Genomic DNA, 23,859 nt, shown 5'->3' on the forward strand with positions numbered 1-23,859 from the left:
TCTGCGCCGGGGGCGGCCCTCCGTCTCGTACCGTACTTAGACCTTCAGCGGTTCCGGTTCGGGGGTCGGGGTCGGGGTGACGCCGTTGGCGCTCGATGCGACCGGGGTTTCCGCCGGGGCCGTGTCTACGTTGAATTCCTCCAGGAGGCGGGGGCTGAAGCCCCAGACGTAGGTGGCTACGAAGCCCACCGCGTAGCCGACCAGGAGGCCCGCCGCGTAGATCGCGATCGTTTCGCCGAGGCCCTTGTTGCCGTCGAGGAGGGGGAAGAGGGCCCAGCCCGAGGGGCCGATGGCCGTTGAGCCGACCTTGTCGCCCAGCATGTTGAAGAGGCCGATGAAGCCGGCGCCGAAGGCGCCGCCCACGCAGGCCGTGACGAACGGGCGGCCCAGGGGGAGGGAGACGCCGTAGATCAGGGGTTCGCCCACGCCCAGGAAGCCGGCGGGGAGGGCGGACTTGATCGTGCGGCGGATGGAGCCGTTGCGAGGGAGCTTGATGTAGACCGCCATCGCCGCGCCGACCTGGCCCGCGCCCGCCATCGCCAGGATCGGGAGCAGGACCGTGAAGCCCTGCTGCTCGATGAGCGTCGTGTGGATCGGGATCAGCGCCTGGTGCAGGCCCAGCATGACCAGCGGGAGGAACAGGCCGCCAAGCACGAAGCCCGCGCCCGCGCCTGCGTTGGCCAGCAGCCAGTTGGCGAAGTCGCCGATCGCCGTGGAGATCTCACCCGCCACGAACATCAGGCCGAAGATCGTCACCAGGCCCGACACCAGGACCGTGAGGGTCGGCGTCACCAGGACGTCCAGCGACTCCGGGACCCAGCGGCGGCACCACTTCTCGACGTACACGGCGAGGATCGCCGCGCCCAGTGCGCCCAGTACGCCACCCTGGCCCGGCGACAGCGTCTGACCGAACGCGTCGATCTTCGCCACCCCCGGGAAGACGATGATCGCCGCCACCGCGCCGCCCAGGATCGGCGTACCGCCGAATTCCTTCGCCGTGTTGAAGCCTACGAACACCGCGATCAGGGCCATGAAGCCGCTTGCCATCGCCGCCAGAGCGGGGGTGACCCCGGTCAGCCAGCCCAGGTTGATCAGGAGGCCGTTCAGGCCCGCGATGATGCCGCAGCCGATCAGCGCCGGGATCAGGGGGACGAAGATGTTCGCGATGCGGCGGAGGAAGAGTTTGAAGGGGGTCTGGTTCTTCGACTTCTGCGCCGCCTTGATCGCCGCGCCCCGCTCCGCCAGATCAGGCGCCTTCGCCACCAGCGCCTCGAACTCCGGCGTCACCCGCGCGACCGTGCCCGGGCCGAGGACGATCTGGTACGTGTCGTCCTCCACCACGCCCATCACGGCCGGCAGCGCCCGCAGGGCGTCGTCCTGGACCAGGGAGCGGTCCCGCAGGCCCAGCCGGAGCCGGGTCATGCAGTGAGCCACCGAGTCGATGTTCTCGGGGCCGCCGACGAGCGGGAGGATCGCGGCGGCGATGGCGCGGTTCTTGTCGTCTGTGCTCATGTGCGGTGGTGCCTTGCTGTGGGGGAGGGGAGAGGGGGAGCGGGTGTTACGGGGTCAGGGCCTCGCGGAGGTGGCCCTTCGAGTCGTGGAGTCGCTGGTCGGCCGTCTTGGCATCGATGTCGGCCAGGATCATCAGGATCGCGGTCTTCACCTCGCCGTCCGCCTCGGCGAGCGCGCTCTCGATCTGCTCGTCCGGCGCCCCGGTCGCGAGCGAGACGATCCGGCGCGAGCGGGCCTGGAGCTTGTCGTTGGAGGCGCGGACGTCCACCATCAGGTTTCCGTACGTCTTGCCCAGCCGGATCATCGTGATCGTCGAGATCATGTTGAGGACCAGCTTTTGGGCCGTGCCCGCCTTCAACCGGGTCGAACCGGTGAGGAGTTCGGGGCCCGTGACGATCTCGATGCCGTGCTCGGCCGCCGCCGCCAGTCCGCTGTCCGCGTTGCAGGACAGGCCGATCGTCAACGCGCCCGCGGCTCGGGCGTGTTCGACCGCGCCGATGGCGTACGGGGTACGGCCCGAGGCGGAGATCCCGACCACCGTGTCGTTCGGGGTGAGGCCGAGTCCGTCGAGGTCGGCGGCGGCGAGCTCGCGCGAGTCCTCCGCGCCCTCCACCGCCTTCACCATCGCCGACGGGCCGCCCGCGATCAGGCCGACGACCTCCGAGGGGTCGGTGTTGAAGGTGGGCGGGCACTCGCTGGCGTCGAGGACGCCGAGCCGGCCGGCCGTGCCCGCGCCCGCGTAGATCAGGCGGCCGCCGCGCGCCATACGGGCGGCGGTGGCGTCGATCGCGGCCGCGATCAGCGGCAGCCGCTCCGCGACGGCGGCCGGGACGGTCTGGTCCTCGGCGTTCATCGTGCGGGCGATCTCGAGCGTCGGGAGCTGGTCGATCTCCGCGAGTTCGGGACGGAACGCTTCGGTGGCGAGGGTGGCCAGCTGGGCGCGCAGTTCGGAGTACGTAGCTGAGGAAGCAGAAGACACGTGCGGCTCTTTCGGGGCTCTGGTCAACGGGTGCGGGGGGCGTGGCGGTGGGCCAGGGCTTCGTACGAGGCCGCGAGGGCAGGGGCCGCCGTCTCGTACGTACGTTGGGTGACGCAGGTGAACAGACAGTCCACGACCAGGAGTTGACTGGTACGGGACGACATGGCCGCGGGGCGCAGTTCGCTCTCGCGGGCGGTGGAGGTGGTGAGGATGTGGTCGGCGTACTGCGTCACGGGCCCGTCCGGGCGCCCGGTGATCGCGACCGTGGTGGCGCCGTGGTCGAAGGCGACGCGGAGGGGTTCTATGACGTCGCCGGTCGAGCCGGAGTGCGTGATCGCGATGGCGACGTCACCGGAGCGGAGCTGTACGGCGTTGGTCACGGCGAGGTGCGGGTCGCTGTGCGCGTGCGCGAGGAGGCCGATGCGGAGCAGCTTCTGGACGAGGTCCTGGGCCACGAGGCCGGAGGCGCCGACACCGTAGACGTCGATGCGGCGGGCGCCGGCGAGGGCGGCGACGGCGGCGCCGAGCTGGACGGTGTCCAGGCCGGCGGCGGTGTCGGCGAGGGTCTGCTGCTCGTCGTAGGCGAGCTTGGCGACGACGTCCGCGATCGGGTCGTCCACGGCGATGTCGGCGGTGACCGCGGGCGCCCGGCCGGACTGCTGCTGCGCGGCGAGGCCGGCGAGGGCGAGGCGCAGGTCGCGGTAGCCGGGGTAGCCGAGGAGGCGGGCGGTGCGGACGACGGTCGCCTCGCTGGTGCCGGTGAGCTCCGCGAGGCCGGTGACGGTGAGGGCGGCGCAGCCGGCCGGGTCCCCGGCGACGGCCTCGGCGACGCGCTGCATGGAGCGGGTCATGGAGGGCGCGAGCGTCCGCACCTTGGCCGCGAGCGCGGCGGGTGCGGGCGGGGCGGGCGCGGGCGGGGCGGCTTCGGCGGCCCCGGAGCCCGTGCCTTGGCCCTGCGCAGAGGCGGCGGCGGACGCGGCGGAGGGCGGGGTGCCGGGCGAGGGCACGGTCCCGGTCTGGCCGCTGAAACTTTCCTTCACGTCATTGGTCACATCTGAAAGATATTTTCGGAGACGGGAGGCGTCAAGACCCCATGAGTCCCCCGAGGTCCCGGGACGGTCCCGGATGCGGAAGGGACCTTCGCCCCCGAGGCTTGTCGGGTGACAATGTGCGCATGGACGACATCGACCCTCTGGAGCAGGCCCTGCACGCCGCCCGCGCCCTGGTCCTCGCCGATCTCGCGGCGCGCGACGTGGCCGCCGCCGAGGTCGTGTCGATGGTCGAGGACGCCGTCACCCACCGGCGCTGGTGGGTCGAGCAGTGGCCCGAGGGCATGGAGTACGTCGCCGGCCTCGTCGCCCAGGACGTCCAGGACGCCCTCCTGGGACGGTACGGACGCTGGCCCCTCTGCCCGGTCTGCCCCACGGGCGACCCGCACGCCCTCGACGTCGAACCCGAACTCGGCCCCGACCCCCACTGGGTCTGCGGCAAGGCCGGCGTGGTCGTCGCCCCCGTGGGCGGCCTGACGTGACCCTCTACATCGACCCGCCGACCTGGCCCGGCCACGGCCGCATGTGGTCCCACCTGGTCAGCGACGTCTCCCACGACGAGCTCCACGCCTTCGCCGCCACGATCGGCGCCCCGCCCCGCGCCTTCGAGCGCGACCACTACGACATCCCGTCCGACCGCTACGCGGACGCGGTGTCGGCGGGCGCGGTCGAGGTCGGCTCGAAGGAACTCGTACGCCTCATCACGGAGGCGGGGCTGCGACGACCGAAGGGGCGCCCGGAGGACTGGCCGTCGGAGGGGTGACGGGGGCCGCCCCGGCCCGTCCGGAAAGTCCGATGACGCCCGTGTGACGCAATTGCGGCCGGAACCCTCGGCGCCCTTCCCTGTCCCCGCTAAGGTGCGGCGGGAGCTGCACAGGCCGAGACACGGGGGGTCCGATGTCGGTGGAGATCGTCACCGCGGCGGCGGGAGTCGTCGGGAAGGCGACCGCCAAACCGCTGGCGGACGCGGCGATGCGCAAGGAAGCGGTGATCCGGGCGCTGAAGGCGGTCCGGCTCGACCCCAAGACTCCACCGCAGGACTTCTTCAGCCTCTACGCGTACACGCTCATCGAGTACTGCGTCGGGCGCTCGCCGTCCGTCACCGCGTTCTTCCGCGACGCGTACGTGCGGGATGCCTTCCACAGCTCCTTTTCCTCGGGGAACTGGAGCCGGCTGCGGGACGAGGCCGCCGAAGCCGTCGCCCGCAACCGCGAGACGATCGAATTCGGCCATCTCGACCACGGATTCGAGGAGCACGTCGACGGCTTCCTCGCCGCCTTCCAGGCGCTGGTGGACCGCAGCCGGGCACCCCACGAAACGCGCGTGGAGCAGAAGGTCGACGCCCTCCTGGAACAGGTGAGCCGGACCCGTGCCGACGAGGAGAACCACCGCGCGCGCACGGAGCCGGGGCGGTCCGAACTCTCGCCCGCGCAACGGCTCATGCAGGACGTCCACGAATGGTTCACCGCGGTCGGCTACGAGGTGCGGCGCAGCTGGGAGCCGGCCCAGGACAGCGTTGCCCTCCTCGTCGACATCCCGCAGCGCCGCCGCGGGAAGTTCGACCGCACGGTCATGCTCTGCGTCGAGGGTGAACTGCTCCCGCACCACCTGCGACTTCTGGGGGAGCTCGTCGCCTCGGAGTCCGCCGCGGAGGGGTGGGGGCTCGCCCGCCTCCGGGTCAGCGAGGCGGCTCGTCGGCATGCGGCGGGCAGCGGCGACGTGCTGTCCTGCTATTCGTTCGACGAACTCGTCGACCTGGAGGCCGACTTCGAACCGTACATCGAGTGGATCGAAGCCGAGGTGCGCCGCCGGGGTGTCGACTCCCGGTACGTGCCGGTCTCCTGTCGCAAGGAGGAGATCGACCCGGCGACGCAGCGTCCCCTCGACACCAGTACCTACGACTGGCGGGACGGGGGGCTCGGCGCGTATGTGGAGGGCTGGCTGCAGGAGCCCGCGAAGCGGCACCTGTCCGTGCTCGGCGAGTTCGGCATGGGCAAGTCGTGGTTCGCCCTGCATCTGGCGGGCGAGATGGCCCGCGGCTGGCGCGACGCCAAGCTCAAGGGGGTGCCGCGCCCCCGGATCCCGCTGCTCATCCCCCTGCGTGACTACGCCAAGCAGACCACGGTCCAAGGTCTGCTCTCGGAGTTCTTCTTCAACCGGCACAAGATCGATCTGCGGAGCTACGACGTCTTCCGGGTCCTCAACCGGATGGGGCGCCTCCTGCTGATCTTCGACGGCTTCGACGAGATGGCGGCGCGCGCGGACCGGCACACGGTGATCTCGAACTTCTGGGAACTGGCCAACGCCGTGGAGCCCGGCGCCAAGGTTCTGCTCAGCAGCCGCAAGGAGCACTTCCGCGACGCGGACGAGGCGCGCGACCTGTTCGGCGCGAAGGTGGGTGTCGCGGCGACCACGCTGCCGAAGGACGGACCGGCCTTCGACATCGTCGAACTGGTCCGGTTCGACAACGAGCAGATCGAGCGCATGCTCCGGCACGACATCGCCGAGGACAAGGTCCGTCTGATCATGGCCAACGAGGACGTACGCGAGCTGATGGGGCGGCCCGTCATGTCCGAGCTGGTCATCGACGCGCTGCCGGAGATCGAGCGAGGGGCCGAGATCGACCTCGCGCGCATCTACCTCTACGCCGTACAGCGGAAGATGGACCGCGACGTGAAGGCCGAGCGCACCTTCACCTCGCGGGGAGACAAGCTCTTCTTCCTGTGCGAGGTCGCCTCGGAGATGCTCTCCACCAACAGGCTCAGCCTCAACTATCGAGACTTTCCAGACCGGTTGAGGTCCTGCTTCGGAGCCGCGGTGCAGAGCGCGAAGGACCTGGACTTCTGGGAACAGGACATGCGCAACCAGGGCATGTTCGTGCGCAATGCCGAGGGGGACTACGGGCCCTCCCACAAGTCGCTGCTGGAGTTCCTCGCCGCGTTCAAGTACGCGGCCGAGCTGGGGCTGCTCGGCGGCGACTTTCTGGCCCTGATCCCGACGGCGGGTGCGCACGTCGACGCGGAGGCGGCGGCGGAGGCGGCGGAGGAGTGGACGTGGTCGCGGTTCTTCGCCGCCCGGTCCGCCGACGGAGAACTCCCCCCGCTCAAGGGGTTCACGGCCGAGCCCCCGGCCGTGCTCGGCGCGACCTTCGGCGTGCTGGAGCAGAACGACGCGGTGTACCAGTTCCTCGACACGATGGTGCGCGAACGGGAGGACCACCGGGAACGGCTCCTCGACGTGGTGCGGGCGACCGCCGGTGTACAGGCGTCCACGGGCAGACTCGCGGCCAACTGCCTGAACCTGATCCTCCAGTCCGGCGGCAGTCTGGAGGGGGCGGACCTGAGCGAGGTGGACCTGCGGGGCTTCGCTCCGTGGGCGGAGGTTCGGACGGAGTCGCTGGCAGGGGCGAACCTGCGCCGAGCGGATCTGCGCAAGTCCGAACTCCGAGGTCTGGATCTTTCCGGGGCCGACCTCACGGGCGCCCGTCTGCGCGGCGGCGAGTTGCTGGACAACGGCTGGTTCTGGCAGCCGGTCCTCGCGCACAGCAGCGGAGCCGTGGTGGTCGCCGGGCGTACCGAGGCGCTGCAGTGGCCGACGGGGCGGCTCGACGAGCCGCCGCTGAGGCTGCCCTTGGACGGGTATTCCCCAGCGATGCGACTGCTGGAGTGGGACGCCACGACATGGTGGTGCGGTGACGCCACCGGCGGCCGTCTCGTCGACGCGACGACAGGCGCGGTGGTCCGGACGGTCTCGGCCGACATGGGTGCCCAGCCCGTCCTGTGGCGAGGGCGCCGCGCCCTGGCGGAGTACCGCTTCCAGGACGATCGGATCACCGTCGTGGACCCGGAGACGGGCCGACTGGTCCACGAGCTCGATCTCCCCCCGGTGCCGCTGGCCAGGGCGACGATGTTCATGCGGGGAGGGAGTGGCCTCGTCGTTCTGGCCCAGGACGAGGACCGCCTGCACCTGGTGACCGCCGGTGGCGACGAGGGGGAGGGCTGGCACACCCTCTGGACGGAGGAATGCCGGCCGGGCAGCAACGGGACCATGCTGGACTCGACGTCGGACAGTGCTCTGCTCGTGCTGGACGACCGGGCTGTCGCGGCCGTGGACGCGTGGGGGCCGACCGCCCTGCTCGACGGCCGGGGGCTGCCTTTCCCGGTGCGGCTCGACGGGCACGTCGAGGCGTTCGTCTTCCGCGCCGCCTCGCACATGGCGGCCCTGTCGATCGACGGGAGCCTGTTCGCCTGGCGCCTCGAACAATCCGCCGTCCGTAAGCTCTCGTGGAGGATGCCGCGGGTGCCCAGTGGGATCCGGGCCCTCAGGTCCGCCGAGGACGGCGACCGGCTCGTCGTCCTGACGAACATGGGCGAGCTGTGGACGTGCGACTTCCGCACGGGCGAGATCCTCTCCCGCACGACGCTCGGAAGCCGCCTCCGGGGCACCCGGTTCTCGCTCGGCTGCGGCCTCGACCCGGCGGAGCTGGACGCGATCCGCCGGGTCGGCGGTGTGGTGGAGGGCTAGGGGGTACGGGAGGCGACCAGGTCGCCCTGGGGCGCGGGGGACGGGGTCGCGGAGGCGACGACGTTGCTGCGGGATGGGCGGCGGGTCAGCCGGAGCGAGAGACCGACCGTGCCCAGGGCCACCACCGTCATCGCTGCGCCCGCCCAGGCCGTCGAGGCGAATCCGAGGCCCGCGTCGATCGTGGTGCCGCCGAGCCAGGGGCCCGCCGTGTTGCCCAGGTTGAAGGCGGCTGTCGTCGTGGCGCCCGCGAGGGTCGGGGCGGCGCCGGCCACGTTGAACATGCGGGCGTTGAGGGCGGGGGCCGTGTAGAAGGCCGAGACGCCGAGCAGGAACGAGAGGGCGATCACGGCGACCGGGCTCGAGGCGAAGAGGGCCAGGGCGACCAGGAAGACCGTCGAGGCCGTGACGCCGCTGAGCAGGACCCCGAAGAGGTGCGCGTCCGCGACCCGGCCGCCGATCGTCGTACCGATCAGCGCGCCGATGCCGAAGAGGCCGAGGATCGCCGAGACCCAGCGGGCGTCTATCCTGGCCGTGTCCGTGATGACCGGCGCGAGGTACGAGAACGCGCAGAACACGCCGCCCGCCGCGAGCGCCGTGATCACGATCGACAGCAGCACCTGGCGGTCCCGGTAGATCGCCAGCTCCCGCTTGAGGCGCGGCTTCGTCTCCGGGACCGGGATGTGCGGGATCCGGGTGACCACGCCGACGAGCGCGATCGCGGAGGCCGCGCCGACCGCCCAGAACGCGGCGCGCCAGCCGAGGTGCTCGCCGAGGAAGGCGCCCGCCGGGACACCGAGGACGTTGGCGATGGAGAGGCCGCCGATCATGACCGCCATCGCGCGGGCCCGCGAGCTCACCGGCACCATCGCGATGGCGACCGCCGCCCCGACCGCCCAGAAGCCGGCGCACGCGAGGGCGCTCAGGACGCGCGAGGCGAAGAGGACCGAGTAGTTCGGCGCGAGCGCGCCGGCGACCTGGCCGAGGCCGAAGACCGTGATCAGGGTCACGAGCGTCGTCTTGCGCGGGAGGCGGAGGGTGGCGACGGCGAGCAGCGGGGCGCCGACGACCATGCCGATCGCGAAGGCCGAGATGAGGAGACCCGCCCGGGGTATGGACACGCCCATGTCGTCGGCGATGGGCGGCAGCAGCCCGGACAGCATGAACTCGCTCGTGCCGAGCGCGAAGACGGAGAGGCCGAGGATGTAGACGGCCAGTGGCATGCGGGTGGCGGCGGCGGGGGCGGTGTCGGACGGGCCGGTGGGGGCGGCCTGGGGGGCGGTGGGCTCGGCGGGGGTTGACGGCATGACATGCGTCAACCCGCAGGTCACCCCTGTCATTCCCCCGGGGTGGAGTGTCTCGCGATACGGACGACGACGCCGGCCGCGCCCTCGCGGGGGCACGACCGGCGTCCGGTGGTGTCAGGATCAGAAGACGAGGTTGCCCGCGTCACCGACGTACGGCAGGGAAGCGGACTGCTTGCCGCGCAGCGGAGCCTTCCAGTTGCCCGTGCCCCCGTACAGGTACTGGGACGTCGGGTTGGTCGCCACGAGGTCCGGGCGGCCGTCCCGGTCGCCGTCGCCGATGGCGGCGAGCTGCTGGTACGTGTTCCAGCCGGCGCCGACCTTCGTACGAGGCGTGAACGTGCCGTCACCCCTGCCCGTGTGCAGCCAGAGGACACCTGTCTTGTCCCGGGCGAGCAGGTCGCCGCCCGGCCCGCCCGCGATGTCGCCGACGGCCACGAGGTCGTTGTAGATCCCCCAGCCGTTGCCGATCTTCGTGCGCGTCGCGAACGGGGCGGTGGCGGAGCCGGTCCCCTTGTACAGCCAGAGCGCGCCCGCCTTGTCGGTGGCGAGCAGGTCGGGACGCCCGTCCCCGGTCAGGTCGCTGCCGGCTGCGATCTTGTCGTAGACCTGCCAGCCGGCGCCGACCTTCACCCGGGTGGCGAAGCAGCCCCGGCCGTTCCCCTGGTAGAGCCAGAGCACGCCGGCCTTGTCACGGGCCACGAGGTCGCCGACGGCCGAGCCGCCGAGGTTGCCCGTCGCCTCGATCCGGTCGTAGGCGTTCCAGCCGCCGCCGATCAGACGACGGGACTGAGCCGTCAGCTGGCCGAACTCCTTGTAGTACGCGGTGTCGCTCGTCCACAGACGACCGGAGGCGTCGCGGGAGAGGACGTCCGAGCTGCCGTTGTCGTCGAAGTCGTGCGGGTTGGTCTTGCGGACGACCTTGAAGGTGCCGGAGGCGGAGGTGGACGGGCCGATGCCGTTGGTCGGCTCGGCCGTCATCTCCCAGGTGTAGTCGCCGTTGTAGGCGCTCGTGAAGTCCCCGCCGATGGTCCCGTCCCAGGTGAACGTCACGTTGGGGGAGGTCGGGTAGCGCACGGAGAACTCGCGGACCAGCCCGGTCCGGACGTGGCGCAGGGTGACCTGGGCGTCCACGCTGTGCCGGGAGAGCTGCCAGGTGAAGGTCGCCTTTCCGGCGTTCTCGTCCAGGTCGACGGTGGCGGGGATGTCGTTGCCGCCGATGACGACGTGGGTGGGCTCACCGGTGCTCGCGACCTGGGTGACGACCGGCGCCGCGCCGTTCGCGCCGGGCGTGAGCTTGTACATTCCCTCGCCCTGGGCGACGGTGCCGCCGCGGACGTACAGGGCGTCGGGGGCGGCGGCGGACGAGGTCAGGTGGTCGAGCACCTTGACCTTCGCTCCGGTCGCCGGGTCGTACGCGGTGAGGGCGTACAGCGGGTTGATGTCGCCGTTGGAGATTCCGCCCGCCTCGCCGTACAGCACCCAGCCGCCGACCAGGCCGATCTGGAGGTCGCTCGTCCAGGCCGTGTCGGTCGGGATCACCTGGACCTTGTCCGTGGCCCGGTCCAGGAGGAACACCATGGGCAGTCCGGTCTCGTCGCCCTCGGTCCAGGCGACGTGCGTCTCGGAGACGGCGATGTCGCCGCCCGCCGAGCCCGGCGTGCGGTCGTGGATCTCGTCGACGGCGCCGGTGGCGAGGTCGAGCAGGCCCCACTTCTTCGTCGTGCCGTCGTCGAACGTGACGAGCGCGTCCTCGGGGGTGCCCGGGGTGACGGCGACGGCGGTCGAACCGGCCGGAAGTCCGGTGACGGTCACCGCGCCGCCCTCCGTGGCGTGCCTGTGCATCCGCGTCGTCGTGCCGTCCGCGGACGTCGTGAACACCGCGTTCGCCGCAGAGCCGACGTACTTGGCGCCGTCGCCGGGCGACCCGACGGGGACGTCGAGCACGGACATGGTGCTCAGGTTCCGGAGCGTGACCATGTAGAGCGCCGGGTAGACCAGGTAGTCCGTCGTCCGCGAGGAGCGCAGTTCGGTCCTGGAGCCGTACAGCTGTGAGGAGCCGTCCGAGTACCGCGTCCAGCGCTTATCGGTGCCCGTCTCCGGCCGCGCCAGGAAGCCCTTCAGTCCGGCGTTCGTCAGCTTGGCGTCCTTCGGGAAGGAGATCGGCGTCGCCGAAGCGTCCGTCCTCGAAGCCGTCCCGTCGTTCGCCACGTCGGCGGCGGTCGCCGGGAGGGCAGTCAGCGCGCCCGCCCCGAGGGTGACGGCGAGAACGGTGGTGGCGGCGGCCAATAGCCGACGCCGGGTCGAGCGAGCGTGGGGCACGTGCGGTTTCTCCCTCAGATGCGCAGAAGTGTGCGGGCGCACCGGGCGCCACCTGATGGGACTCACGAATCTGCGATTGGTTGTACGAGCATCGCGAGCAGATTCGGCAGGCCTCAACCCCGCCAACTCACCTTCACCTGTTCAGTAGCACCCAACGGTTCAGGGGGCTGCCCCGGCCCGTCTCCGGAGCCTGGGGCAGCCCCCCGAAGGGACGGCCGTCCGTCACCCGAGGGTCAGCAGACCGGTCCAGCCAATCTCGCCTACGAGGGTGGAGGTGCCGTGGGCGTCCTTGCCTCCTCGGTAGAACCGGAGGGTTCCGTCCGCCTTCACGGCCCAGAAGTCGGGGAAGCCGTCGCCGGTGGCGTCCGGAGTCCCTTGAATCATGGGCATGCTGGCGCGGTTCCAGCCGCCGGTCCCGTAGACCTCGTCCTTTCCGGTGCCGGAGTTCGCCGCCGCCGCAAGCGAGTTCAGATCGACTCCGCCCCCCGTGACCGCCTTGCCGTGTCGGAGCAGGAGTCCACGCCCGGCTTCCTCACTGCGGAAGAGGAGGTCGGGGACGCCGTCATCGGTGATGTCGTCGACGCTGACGATGTCGCGGCTGTCCCACGCACTGCCTGCCAGCAGCCGGGCTTCGGTAAAGCTGCCGCCGGTGTATCCGGTGAAGGCCCACAGCTGGGTTCCGGCACGGGCGAACATGTCGGGCAGGCCATCGCCGGTGATGTCGCGGGTCACCGCGAGCTGGGTGAGGGAAGCCGGGTTGGGCGCACCGGCGGGGAGGAGGATGTCGACGCGCTCGTCGACGTCGAAGCTGCCGTATCCGTCACCGGGGTAGAGGTAGAGCTTTCCGTCCGGCATGCGGGCCACGACGTCGTTCACCCCGTCGCCGGGATACCAGTCGCCGACGTGGCTGATCAGGGCAGGTGTGTTGGCTGTCGCGTGCTTCCAATAGCCGCTGGGGAACGGCTCCTCTGCTCCGTGTGCTCCGGGCATGTGGATGTTGACGTCGCCAGCGGCATCCGCCGGGTACGTGCGCAGATTTCCTGAGGCGTCGACCGCCAGGAGGTCGGGTGTGCCGTCGCCGCTCACGTCGCCGGCCGGGTCAACTACCTTGCGCGGTCTCACGTTGAACACGTACTTGGCGGGCGCGGATCGGTTGACGCCGTCGAACGCCCATACGTAGAGGGTGTTGACGCCGGCCATGGGCGGCTTGAGGCCCGCTGCCGTAACCGGCGCTCCCGCAGTGGTGGTGCGGGGTGTGCTGGCCGCGACGTTGGCGGTGTTGAAGGTGTACTCGTACCTGATCACGCTCTTGTCGTGCGTGGTGACCCCGTTGGAGGTGGCGGCGGTGGAGAAGGTGAAGTCACCGCCGATGCCGAATTCGACCGAGCTCCAGACGTCGGAGTTGTCGCCGGGCGGTGGGAATTGAGCCGAGGTGACCGTGGGGCTGCTGGGGATGCTGTTGTCGATCGTGAACTGGCAGTACGCCGCCGTACCCGCCGGGCCGTACGCGGATACGGCGCCTTCGGTGTCCCTGGACCACGCCGACCAGGAGTACGTCTTGCCGTGGGTGAACTCCGTCCACTCGATCCGCTGGCTGATGGCTCCGTTGCTCGCGGGCGGGAGGTCCTGGTCGAAGACCGCGTTGTCGGGGTACCCGGTCGGCCAGACCTTGAGGTGAACGAACTCCAGGTTCTTGTCAGGGTCGGAGCCGGTCGCCCTGAAAGTGATGTCGCTCTTGCCGATGGTGAGGTAGGGGCTGGCGGTGTCACAGACGCCACCGGGCTCGGTGATCATGGACTTTTGCAGGGGTTCGGCGGGAGGCCGGTTGTACGTGGTCTCGATGTACGGCGAGTACTCGCCGTTGGCCATGAACTTCTTCCAGGCATTGGTGTCGCCCTCGTTCGCAGCGCGCAGGCCGAGAGCGATGGTGTTCCACGTCTTCGTAGCGGCATCCTGAGCCACGGACTTGATGTCCGTCTTCACCCAGGCGTCCGGACAGCTGGCGGAGTCGTAGCCGACCCCGTTGCTGTGACTACGGATGAGTCGTCCCCAGGTGGGCTGGTTGTTCCAGGTGCTGGCGGTGGTCGCCACGCCGGTGAGGTGGACGTTGTACTGGCGCTTGGAGCATCCCCAGGAGTACGTCTGCCAGAAGTGGACGTACGAGGACTGCACGGTCACGCCGTGCAGTGCCTGCGGGTGCTCGAAGTTGAAGACGGCGCGGGAGAGTCCGCCGGTCGTCGCCTCGTATCCGACGCGGGCCTCGTTCGTGCCGTCGTTGAAGTTCCGCCCGTCCCAGAAACTGGATGTCGGCGCCGGCTTGTAGAGCAGCGTCCAGTTCGTCTTTCGGCTCGTGAACGGCGGGTCGATGAAGACCGGGTACACAGTGTCCGGGTCGGTGAGCACCTTGGTGCTCACGGCGAGTTCGAGGACGTTGTCCGCGTCGAGGGTCGCCCCAAGCGCGGCCTCATGGGTTCCGGGCTGGGGCCCCGCCAGGCCGGGCAGAGTGAGCGTGGTGTCGCCGAAGGAGGGGGCGAGCGGGGGGATCGGTTCGCCGACCGTCGCCTTCACCGTCCCGGCGGAGTCCCACATGTAGGGGGTGGGCGCCGCTGCGAGCTCCTTGCCCCCGGCATCCCGTGCGCTGACGACGTGCGTGTCCTTGTCCAGAGCGAAGGACATGGTGGGTGACGAGAGTCGGTAGTCGAGGTCCGCGAGGAGCGGGTCCTCGGCGGCCTCGCGGGTGTGGACGACGAGGACGTGGGAGTAGCCGCCGTCGCGTGCTGTGAGGAGCAGGTCGATTCCGGGGCGTACGTTCTCGTACAAGGCCCGGGGGCCGTCGATGACGGGGGCGGGGAGCGGGCCGGGCCAGCTGACGACCAGGTCGTGACCGTCGACGGTGAGCCGTACGAGCTCGGTCCAGGAACGATCGTCCTCGGTGCGGGGGTTCGTGGGGAGCAGGGGCGCCCGGTCGAAGGCGCGCGAGGTCCGTTCAGGGCTGTCGGATGTGGCGCCGCCCCTGCTGCTGCCGGCGCTGAAGAGAAGCGGGTCGTTCACCGCGCGGGGGGAGAAGCCACCCTTCACGCGCGCCAACGTGGTGTCGATCTTCTTCCACTCGCCGCCGACCTTGGCACGGATCGTGCCGCTGTACGTGCGGGTGCGCAGCAGGCCGTTGGGCTGGGCCCAGGTCGTGGAGTGGGCGGTGCGCTCGGCCTCGGCCTCGACGTCCTTGCCCGTCCGCTTGGCCTCTCTGGTGGCCTCGGTCGCGCTCAGGGGGTTGGGCGGGGCGGTGTCCTTCGCGGCGCGCGGGGTCCCGGGCTCGTCGGTGGCGAGGTGGACGGTGAGGGGAGCCGCGACGGCTACGGCGAGGAGTACCGCGAGGGCGGTGTAGAAGCGCCTGCCGCGCTTTCCGCGGACACTGCCCGTTTCCCTCGTTGCGTCGGCGACGACGGGTGGGGTGTCCCCCGGAGAGGTTTCCCGGGCAAGTGTGTGCCCGGTGGTTTCCGAAGCCTTGGAGGCGTCCATGAGTCCCTTTCCCCCCTCGGGCGCCTGGAAGCTGAGCTGCCCTCGGAATTCCTGCTGTGCGCGCACAGGTGTGCCAGCAGAGCATGAACCATCTTCACGCTTTCGTCACTGCTCGTATTCGGCGCATCCGTGGGCAACCGAGTGAGGATCCGGGGCCGTCCTATCTCGTGAGGGACGCAGTCGATCACTCGTGTACGACCAGGTGAAGCGCCCAGAGTCGCCTGAAGCGGACGTATCGGTGCACGGCTTTGTCCATGGCTGGGCAAAACCCCGCCGATTGGTGCGTGTGTTAGGCATTCAAGTCCTATCACATGCATTTCTGATCCTTTTCGGCGGTATAGCGATCTTGGGGCGAATTGGATTGAGATATTCACGTGAGGGGTGTCACATGACTCTGGGGAATGTGGATTTCCTGTGCGTGTGACCTGCACAATCGGCGGGCTATTTATCGTTTTCCCCGCGCGGCTGGCTCCGTTGGCCGGCGGTGGAAGTGGGGGTAACTCATGTCCTCGTCCGCCTCCGGACGTTCGTTCCGCCTGCCCGGAACCCGGCGCCCGCGCAGGGCCAGGGCGAGGGCCGGCGCCGTACTGTCGGTGCTGGTCGCGCTGACGCTGCTCCCGACTGAAGCTTGGGCGGCGCCGCCCCCGGACAACCCGGAGACTCACGCCGTCGACCTGCCCCCTCTTCAGGCGGCGGACGCGACGCCGGAGGACGAGGCAAAGGCCGAGGAGCTTGAAAGCTGGTCCGGTGCCCCGGTCGACCCGCCGGCCGACTACGTCCCGACCGAGGTGTCGCCGCCGGCGCAGGGCAACAAGCCTGTCCCGCTTGACGGGGCGGGCGAGGCACTGGTTCAGGTCCCCAATCTGCCGGTGAAGCTCGGCAGGGCCAGCCCGACGGCAGAGGAGCCCGCGCCGCCGGCCCCTTCCGGCGTGTGGAACGTTGCGATCGAGGCGCGCGCAACGACTGAGGCCGCCGACGTCGACGGCGCCATCCTCACCGTCACCCCTCCCTCGACGGGGTCGACTCCCGTCGATGTCGAACTCGACTACAGCAAGTTCGAGGACCTCTTCGGCACGGAGTGGTCCTCCCGCCTTCAGCTGCGGCAGATGCCCGAGTGCTTCCTGACCACGCCGGCGCTCGACGAATGCACCATCCCGGTCGCCGTTCCGAGCGTCAATGACCCAGAAACGAACACGGTTCGCGCGACCATCGATCCCGCCGCGAACCAGGCGGCCGGAATGTCCACGCAGTCAGGCGGGGGCTCCGTAGTCCTGACGGCCGGCGACTCGGGGGCGGGGCCGGGCGGCTCGTACAAGGCGACCTCCCTTGCGGCGTCTGGTTCCTGGACGGCGGGCGGCAGTGGCGGCGGTTTCAGTTGGAGCTACCCGCTGGCGGTCCCCCCGCCGCCTGCCGGGCCGGCGCCCAAGATCGCCTTCTCGTACTCCTCGCAGTCCGTGGACGGGAAGACCTCGGTCGCCAATAGCCAGGCGTCCTGGATCGGTGACGGCTGGGACTACCACCCGGGCTTCGTCGAGCGGCGCTACCGCTCGTGTTCCGACGACCGGAAGAACAACCCGAACAACGACAACGAGACCGACAAGAAGAAGTCGGACCTGTGCTGGGCCAGCGACAACCTCGTCCTGTCGCTCGGTGGCTCTGCGACGGAACTCGTACGTGACGAAACCGATAAGACCTGGGTGCCTGCCAACGACGACGGTGCCAACGTTGAGTACCTCGCGAAGGACGGTACGCCCAAGGCCGAGGCCAAGCAGGACGGCAAGTACGACGGCGAGCACTGGCGGGTCACGACTCGCGACGGCACGCGCTACTACTTCGGTCGCAACGACGTCGACGGTGCCAGCGGCACACGGGCTCTCACCAACTCGGCCCTCACCGTGCCCGTTGCCGGCAACCACAGTGGCGAGCCCTGCCACCAGGCCACCTACGCCGCATCTCTCTGCAAGCAGGCCTGGCGTTGGAACCTCGACTACGTCGAGGACGTCCATGGCAACGCCATGATCATTGACTGGCAGAAGGAGTCCAACTACTACGCCAGCAATGACAAGTTCAGTGACCCGGAGCCGTACGACCGAGGCGGCTACCCCACCCAGATCCTCTACGGTCTGCGTGCGGGCAACCTTGGGGGCGCCCCCGCGGGCAGGGTCCAGTTCGAGGTCGACCAGCGCTGCATCAAGCAGGGCTCCACGGAATGCTCAAACACGGAATTCGAGTCCAAGACCTACGGTGATAAGCAGCCGTGGTGGGACACGCCTTCCACGCTGCACTGCAAGCAGGGACCCACCAAGTGCTACGTCAGCGCGCCGACTTTCTGGAGCCGGATCAGGCTCACGGGGGTCAGCACGTACGGACAGCGCACGCCGGGCTCCACCGAGCTGGATCGGGTGGATACCTGGACGCTGAAGCAGTCGTTCCCGACGCACCGCACCCACACGCATCCGCCGCTCTGGCTCGAGTCCCTCACGCGCACCGGCTATGGCCCCAAGGACACCAACGGGAACCAGCCGACCACCTCGCTTCCCGCGGTGTCCTTCGAGCCCAATGTCCTTCCCATGCCCAACCGCGTCGCCAAGGGCGAGGCCGACGCCACCCCGGGCTTCGACCGACTGCGGGTGGAGACCATCCGCACCGAGACCGGTGGTGACATCGACGTCGACTACTCCGCCCCCTGCCCCAAGGGCGGCACCCACCCCTCGCCCCAGACGAACACAAGCCGCTGCTTCCCGGTCCACTGGTCACCCGACCCCGATCTGGAGACGCCGCCGCTGGAGTGGTTCAACAAGTACGTAGTCGAACGTGTCGTGGAGAAGGACCGCGTCGGGCGCCAGCCCGATGTCGTCACCACCTATGCGTACGATGAGGAGGGCGGGGCGGCCTGGGCGAAGGACGCCGACGAGTTCTCCAAGCCGGAGCTTCGCACTTATAGCCAGTGGCGCGGCTACGCGCAGGTGACCGTCACCCGCGGGGAGACCGCCAACACGGGTGGCGCGGACGCCACCGAGGCGTCCAAGACCGTCACCCGCTACTTCCGGGGCATGTCCCGTGATGCCGGCCGCGCGGCGATCACGATCAAGGACTCGAAGGCTGTTGAGACCCTGGGCGAGGACCTCCCCGCGTACCAGGGCCGCGTCGCTGAGTCGATCGTGTACACGAAGTCAGGGGCGGGCGGTACCGATCACTCTCGCGAGCTGTCCTGGCCGTACGTGAAGGAGACGGCGAAGCGGGTGCGAGGTGATGGTCTCCCGGACTTGAAGGCCTACCGTACAGGGACCGTCAGAACCGACGCGATCCAGACTGTCGGCACCAACACGCGCACCCTGAGCACGGAGACCACGCACGAGGACACGTACGGCCTTCCGGTCACCACCTACAGGTACGCCCTGGCCACGGACGGCACGACCAGGTCCGACGAGTCCTGCACGAAGCCGACGTACGTCCACAACACCGCCAAGAACCTCATCGGGCTGCCTCAGCGCGTCCGTACCACCGTCGGAAGCTGCACGGTCGCGCCACTGGCGACCGGCAACGCAATCATCTCCGACGCCCGCACGTCGTACGACGCGTTGAACGCCTTCGGCGCCACGCCGACGAAGGGCCTGCCTTTCCAGACGGACACGACCAACGGTGACGGCACCGGTTGGATCACGTCTGCCCGTGCTGAGTACGACCAGCTCGGCCGCGCGCTCAAGGTCACCGACGCCAAGGGCAACGCCGTCAGCACGGCCTACAGCCCGACAACCGGCCCCGCTTTCGAGGTGACCACGACCAACGCCAAGACCCATCGGGCGATCTCGACGCTCGACCCGGCCCGGGCCTCGGTCCTCACAGCCACGGACGCCAACAACCGTAAGACCACCGCCACGTACGACGACCTCGGCCGGATCACCGATGTCTGGTCGCCCTCTCGGCAGGGCAGCCCCAAGCCGTCGGTCACCTTCGACTACCAGATCAGCGACAACAAGGTCCCGGCGGTCACGACGTCGACGCTGAGGGACAACGGAACCTACGAGCAGTCGGTCGCCCTTTACGATGGCCTCCTGCGACCCCTCCAGACGCAGACCGAGGCGCTCGGCGGCGGCCGGATCGTCTCCGACACCAAATACAACTCCAGCGGCACGGTCCGCGAGACGTGGAACGGCTACCAGGCCGAGGGCGAGCCGAACGCCGAGATCTTCGTGCCCCTGTCTCTCTCGGAGATCCACAACTCCACCAAGACGGCCTATGACGGACTTGGCCGCGCCGTACGCACGACGACGCTGTACGAGGGCAACCCGCAGCACGCCAGCACCGTCCAGTACGGCGGCGACTGGACCCTGACCCGTACGGCCATGCCAGTGGACGGCGGAGTCACGCCGCTATCGGGCAGCCGTGCGGTCAAGACCTGGACCGACGCGCTCGGCCGTACGGTCAAGGTGCAGCACTACACGACCACCAACCTCACGGGCCCGGCACCTGCCGCGATCGACACCCACTACGCGTACGACCCCCGGGGCAAGCTGGCCAAGGTCACGGACCACGAGGGCAACGACTGGACGTACACGTACGACGTCCGGGGCCGACTGATCGCCTCCGCCGACCCCGACATGGGGCCCGCGAGCTTCGGCTACAACGAGCTCGACCAGCAGGTCATGTCCAAGGACGGCCGAGATCGGGCCCAGCACACGACCTACGACGAACTCGGACGCCAGACGGAACTGCGCGACGACTCGACCACCGGCCCGCTCGTCACGTCCTGGACGTACGACTCGCTGCCCGGCGCCAAGGGCTACCCAGTCGCCTCCACCCGCTACAACAGCGGCACGGCGTACACGAGCGAGATCACGGGGTACGACACCGAGTACCGTCCCACCGGATCGAAGATCACTATCCCGGACACGCCCGCCACCAAGGGGCTCGCGGGCACGTACGCCTACACCAACACGTACACCGAGACCGGAAAGCTCCAGTCCGTCACACTGCCGGCAACTCCGGGCGGCCTGGCGGCCGAGAAGGTGATCACGCGCTACAACGCCGAGGGCGCCCCGATCACCACCTCCGGTCTGGCCTGGTACACCGCAGGCACGGTCTACAGCCCCTACGGGGAAGTGCTGCGCACGGTCTCGGGTGAGGCGCCGCGCCGCGTCTGGACGACGAACACGTACGACGAGAACACCGGCCGCTTCAGCGCCGCGCTGAGCCAGCGGGAAGCGACCATCCCGAACTCAAGGATCTCGAACGTCTCGTACGGCTACGACACGGTCGGCAACGTCACTTCTATCAAGGACGAGCAGACCAACGTCGAGAACGGCAACCCGGTCCACGGGACCGACCAGCAGTGCTTCTCCTACGACCCGATGGGCCGCCTGGTCGAGGCCTGGACCGGCACGAGCGGCTGCCCGAAGTCTTCCGGCGATCAGGGCGCGGCCCCGACCCTCAGCCAGGTATCTCCAGGCGTGAACGGCGGTGGCTACTGGCACTCGTACGAGTTCGACACGATCGGCAACCGCACGAAGCTGACCGACCACGACCTCACCGACAGTGCCCGGGACGACGTGCACACGTACACGTACGGCAAGACGGTCCCCGGCAACGGCACCCAGGAACCGACGACGGCACAGCCGCACACGATGACGGGCTCCGTCTCCACGCTCAAGGAAGCGGGTTCGACGGTTGAGTCCACCTCCAGCTACATCTACGACGCCTCTGGCAACACCACAGATCGGGTGATCGGTGGCGACGCCCAAGCGCTGGAGTGGGACCGCCGCAACAAGCTGACCAAGGCCACCGGTTTCGCGAACGGCAAGGGCGCGCTGATCAGCCCTTCGGGGAAGTGCCTGGATGTCCAGGGTGGCTTGAGGGCGGACGGAACGCCGATCCAGCTCTACACCTGCAACGGCACCTCCGCCCAGCAGTGGCAGACGTCGGGCGGCACTCTCAAGGCCCTGGGCAAGTGCGCGACCGTCAGTGGCATGAACCTGGTGCTGTCCACGTGTAACGGCGGGGACGCCCAGAAGTTCACCCACCGCCCCGCCGACAACTCACTGTTCAGCCAGCTTGCCAGTGCCTGCGTCGAGGTGCCGGGCGCCGACTACACCGACGGCCGTGACCTGACGCTCGCCGGCTGCGACCAGAGCGACCGGCAGAAGTGGAGGCCGGGCGACACCACCACCTACCTCTACGACGCGGCCGGCAACCGCCTCATCGAGGACAACGGCACCACCCGCACGCTCTACCTTGGCGACGCCGAGGTCACGGTCACCCAGACCGGCCAGGCCCTCGACGCCCAGCGCTACTACACCCACGCGGGTGCGCCAACGGCGGTCCGATCCACGGGCGGCGCAGCGACAACCAAGTACCACAAGCTCACGGTCCTGCTCTCCGACCACCACAACACGTCGACGACGGCGATCGAGCAGACGAACAACCAGTCTCTGACCCGCCGCGCCTACGACCCGTACGGCAATCCCCGAGGCACGGAGCCCACCAACTGGCCGGGCCGCCGCACATTCGTCGGCACGGGCATCGACGACCCGACGACGGGCCTGACACACATCGGCGCCCGCGAATACGACCCGACGACGGGCCGCTTCATCTCTGCGGACCCTCTCATCGACCTCACGGACCCGCTCCAGATGAACGGGTACACGTACGCGAACGTCGACCCTGTCAACCTTTCCGACCCCAGTGGACTTGCCGCGTGTCGCACTCCTGACGAGTGTGGTGGTGGAACACAGTTCGGGAACAACACCTCGTCCAAGAATCCCGACAAGCCTTTGAATGACCCGTCGTTGGGCTGCAATGGCTGTGACGGAGATAGCTATGACGACGGCTGGTGGATTACCAGTGGCTGGAGTTCCTCGGAAACCGGTCCGGAAATAGTCAAGGGCTACATGATGGTGTTCCCTGGGATCCATGTTCCCAAGGACTGGGCTGGCGCCTCGCTATTCAAGATGCAGTTGGCCAAGCAGTTGGATAAACTGCCTGGCGGTCAGTGGGGCATGGCGAAGTGGATTACTGCACCCGACGACGCTGCACATGTCGCTGGTTTCCATCAAATTATGGCAATCCAGCGGTGGCATGCTTGCGGGACGATCGACGGTGGATGCCCTAAGTCGGTTTCGTCCAATTCCATGTTCCTGGCAGCGCTCTCTCAGATGGGTCCCGGTGAGGGGCCGGGAGGGGGTTGGGGCGCGGGCCTTCCTGTTCGTGGCGGAAAAATAGGGAACGCCATGTCCTTCTGTCCGGGGGGCAACAGCTTTGCTGCGGGCACCGAAGTCCTCATGGCAGACGGCACTTCGAAACCTGTGGAGGATGTCGAAACCGGTGACACGGTTGTGGCGACGGACCCCGAGACCGGCGAAACCAAGATTGAGACGGTTACTGCTGAAATCCTAGGTTCTGGCGAGAAGGGCCTAGTGAGCATCACGATTGACGTTGACGGTGACAAGGGCACGAAGACCGCTACCATCACTGCGACGAGTGGCCATCCGTTCTGGGTCCCTGAGCAGGGCCAATGGACGGATGCCAAGGATCTAGCGCCGGGTGAGTGGCTGCGGACGGCCAATGGGACGCCCATTAAGATCGCTGCTCTCAGTCGGTGGACTGCGCAGGACACCACCGTCTACAACCTGACCGTAAGCGACCTTCACACGTATTATGTGCTGGCGGGGGCTACGCCGGTTCTGGTTCACAATTCCACGCCGTGCACTCCTCCGCTGAAGTCGCTACACCCTGACAGTTCGCTCGATAAGAGTTCGCTGGACTTCTGGCATAAGCAGGACACCGAGGACATCGTCTTTTCGTTGAGGCCCGGGGCCCACGAGCCGCTGATAGCGAAGTCGGACGGAACCATCATGAATGGAAACACGAGGGTCGCGGTTCTACGGTCGCGCGGATATGACGTCGACTCCCTGCCTCGCGAGTCCTACGGCGGGCGCAGAATGACCGACGAAGATTTCTGGGACATGGACCAATGAACATTCGAGATCGAGTTCTTGTAGTCCTAGAGTCGGACTCCAAGGAGAGATTCCTGCTGGCCCTGGGGCATCGGCTGGGGATCTCGGCACGCGGTATCTTCACTGAGGAAGTGCCGGGCGGGTTGCAGCGAGCCCAAGCCTGCAACGAGATGACGATCGCCATTTGGTCGCAGGTATGGGCGATGAAAGATGAACTGGGGAGCGGTTACCCGGATTCAGAATTCCTCGCGATCCTGCTCGAAAAGGCCGACATGGGAGATGCGCGGACACATCTCCGTAATGCGATTGAGAGTGCCCTTCTCTCGGTAGTCGGCGATGAGGAATCAGAGTAGGGAACAATAGGCCTGTAAAGCGCCCCGGTGCGAGCGTCGAGGGTATTGAGGAGCCCCGTCGGAAGGGTATTCCGGCGGGGCTCCTGGATGTTTGACGGCAACGTCAGCGGAGGACGGCTGCGGCGGGTGGGTCGTCAGGGTCGTTGTCCGTCGGGCTGAGGGAGTCGCCGAGGGTGTTGATGGCTTGGCATCAGAGGCAGAGTCGGACGTGGGCGTAGACGCCGCGGTGACGCCGTGTGGAGGGCGAGTTTGAACAGCGTGTGCAATTGGCGACCTTGCGCGGGAGCTCTTCCTCACGCACGGCATGCTCCAGGGCGGACTTGAGCACTGAGTGGATGTAGGTGAGCG

At 68.7% G+C, this 23,859-nt stretch carries 11 protein-coding genes; 5 read left to right on the forward strand and 6 right to left on the reverse strand.

Annotation, left to right across the window (positions count from 1 at the left end; translation table 11 throughout):
* Positions 1–36: 36 nt before the first annotated feature.
* The 3 genes from ACFWRO_RS09120 to ACFWRO_RS09130 are packed head-to-tail and all read right to left on the reverse strand — an operon-like array spanning position 37 to position 3,363.
* Positions 37–1,512, reverse strand: a complete 1,476-nt coding sequence (locus ACFWRO_RS09120; RefSeq protein ID WP_384506522.1) for a PTS transporter subunit EIIC — start codon at positions 1,510–1,512, stop codon at positions 37–39.
* Between the two features lie 46 nt (positions 1,513–1,558).
* Positions 1,559–2,491, reverse strand: a complete 933-nt coding sequence (murQ, locus tag ACFWRO_RS09125; protein WP_384506525.1) for an N-acetylmuramic acid 6-phosphate etherase — start codon at positions 2,489–2,491, stop codon at positions 1,559–1,561.
* Between the two features lie 23 nt (positions 2,492–2,514).
* Positions 2,515–3,363 (reverse strand): MurR/RpiR family transcriptional regulator, encoded by an 849-nt coding sequence (locus ACFWRO_RS09130; RefSeq protein WP_384507183.1) that lies wholly within the window; start codon positions 3,361–3,363, stop codon positions 2,515–2,517.
* A 302-nt stretch (positions 3,364–3,665) separates the two neighbouring features.
* Here ACFWRO_RS09130 and ACFWRO_RS09135 point away from each other — a divergent pair, with 302 nt between their 5' ends.
* The 3 genes from ACFWRO_RS09135 (at position 3,666) to ACFWRO_RS09145 (ending at position 8,064) form a co-directional block, all read left to right on the forward strand.
* Positions 3,666–4,022 (forward strand): hypothetical protein, encoded by a 357-nt coding sequence (locus tag ACFWRO_RS09135; RefSeq protein WP_384506528.1) that lies wholly within the window; start codon positions 3,666–3,668, stop codon positions 4,020–4,022.
* Positions 4,019–4,303 carry a DUF4031 domain-containing protein gene (locus ACFWRO_RS09140; RefSeq protein WP_384506531.1) on the forward strand — a complete coding sequence of 95 codons (285 nt, stop codon included), beginning with the start codon at positions 4,019–4,021 and terminating at the stop codon, positions 4,301–4,303. The genes ACFWRO_RS09135 and ACFWRO_RS09140 overlap by 4 nt, the downstream gene beginning before the upstream one ends.
* 134 nt (positions 4,304–4,437) lie before the next feature.
* Complete coding sequence (locus tag ACFWRO_RS09145) at positions 4,438–8,064, forward strand: NACHT domain-containing protein (RefSeq protein ID WP_384506534.1); 3,627 nt, start codon at positions 4,438–4,440, stop codon at positions 8,062–8,064.
* Here the strand turns inward: ACFWRO_RS09145 and ACFWRO_RS09150 are convergent.
* The 3 genes from ACFWRO_RS09150 to ACFWRO_RS09160 form a co-directional block, all read right to left on the reverse strand.
* Positions 8,061–9,284, reverse strand: a complete 1,224-nt coding sequence (locus ACFWRO_RS09150; RefSeq protein WP_384507186.1) for a Cmx/CmrA family chloramphenicol efflux MFS transporter — start codon at positions 9,282–9,284, stop codon at positions 8,061–8,063. The two genes, ACFWRO_RS09145 and ACFWRO_RS09150, sit on opposite strands and share 4 nt — an antisense overlap.
* Before the next feature lie 204 nt (positions 9,285–9,488).
* Entirely contained in the window at positions 9,489–11,687 is a 2,199-nt protein-coding gene (locus ACFWRO_RS09155) for an FG-GAP repeat domain-containing protein (protein ID WP_384506537.1), read from the reverse strand.
* 222 nt (positions 11,688–11,909) lie between these two features.
* On the reverse strand, positions 11,910–15,206 hold the full coding sequence (locus ACFWRO_RS09160) for a DNRLRE domain-containing protein (protein WP_384506539.1): 3,297 nt from the start codon (positions 15,204–15,206) through the stop codon (positions 11,910–11,912).
* 593 nt (positions 15,207–15,799) lie between these two features.
* On the opposite strand from ACFWRO_RS09160, the gene ACFWRO_RS09165 reads away from it, so the two are divergent.
* Together ACFWRO_RS09165 and ACFWRO_RS09170 are read left to right on the forward strand one after the other, a co-directional pair.
* On the forward strand, positions 15,800–23,179 hold the full coding sequence (locus ACFWRO_RS09165) for a ricin-type beta-trefoil lectin domain protein (RefSeq protein ID WP_384506542.1): 7,380 nt from the start codon (positions 15,800–15,802) through the stop codon (positions 23,177–23,179).
* On the forward strand, positions 23,176–23,511 hold the full coding sequence (locus tag ACFWRO_RS09170) for a hypothetical protein (RefSeq protein WP_384506545.1): 336 nt from the start codon (positions 23,176–23,178) through the stop codon (positions 23,509–23,511). Before ACFWRO_RS09165 ends, ACFWRO_RS09170 begins: the two co-directional genes overlap by 4 nt.
* Positions 23,512–23,859: the final 348 nt, after the last annotated feature.

This window comes from Streptomyces sp. NPDC058579, from assembly GCF_042718575.1.
Lineage (GTDB): Bacteria > Actinomycetota > Actinomycetes > Streptomycetales > Streptomycetaceae > Streptomyces.

Coding starts and splice junctions, on each gene's coding strand:
- ACFWRO_RS09150 (WP_384507186.1), bottom strand. CDS start 9,284: ATGCCACTGGCCGTCTACATCCTCGGCCTCTCCGTCTTCGCGCTCGGC.
- ACFWRO_RS09160 (WP_384506539.1), bottom strand. CDS start 15,206: ATGGACGCCTCCAAGGCTTCGGAAACCACCGGGCACACACTTGCCCGG.
- ACFWRO_RS09145 (WP_384506534.1), top strand. CDS start 4,438: ATGTCGGTGGAGATCGTCACCGCGGCGGCGGGAGTCGTCGGGAAGGCG.
- ACFWRO_RS09170 (WP_384506545.1), top strand. CDS start 23,176: ATGAACATTCGAGATCGAGTTCTTGTAGTCCTAGAGTCGGACTCCAAG.
- ACFWRO_RS09120 (WP_384506522.1), bottom strand. CDS start 1,512: ATGAGCACAGACGACAAGAACCGCGCCATCGCCGCCGCGATCCTCCCG.
- ACFWRO_RS09135 (WP_384506528.1), top strand. CDS start 3,666: ATGGACGACATCGACCCTCTGGAGCAGGCCCTGCACGCCGCCCGCGCC.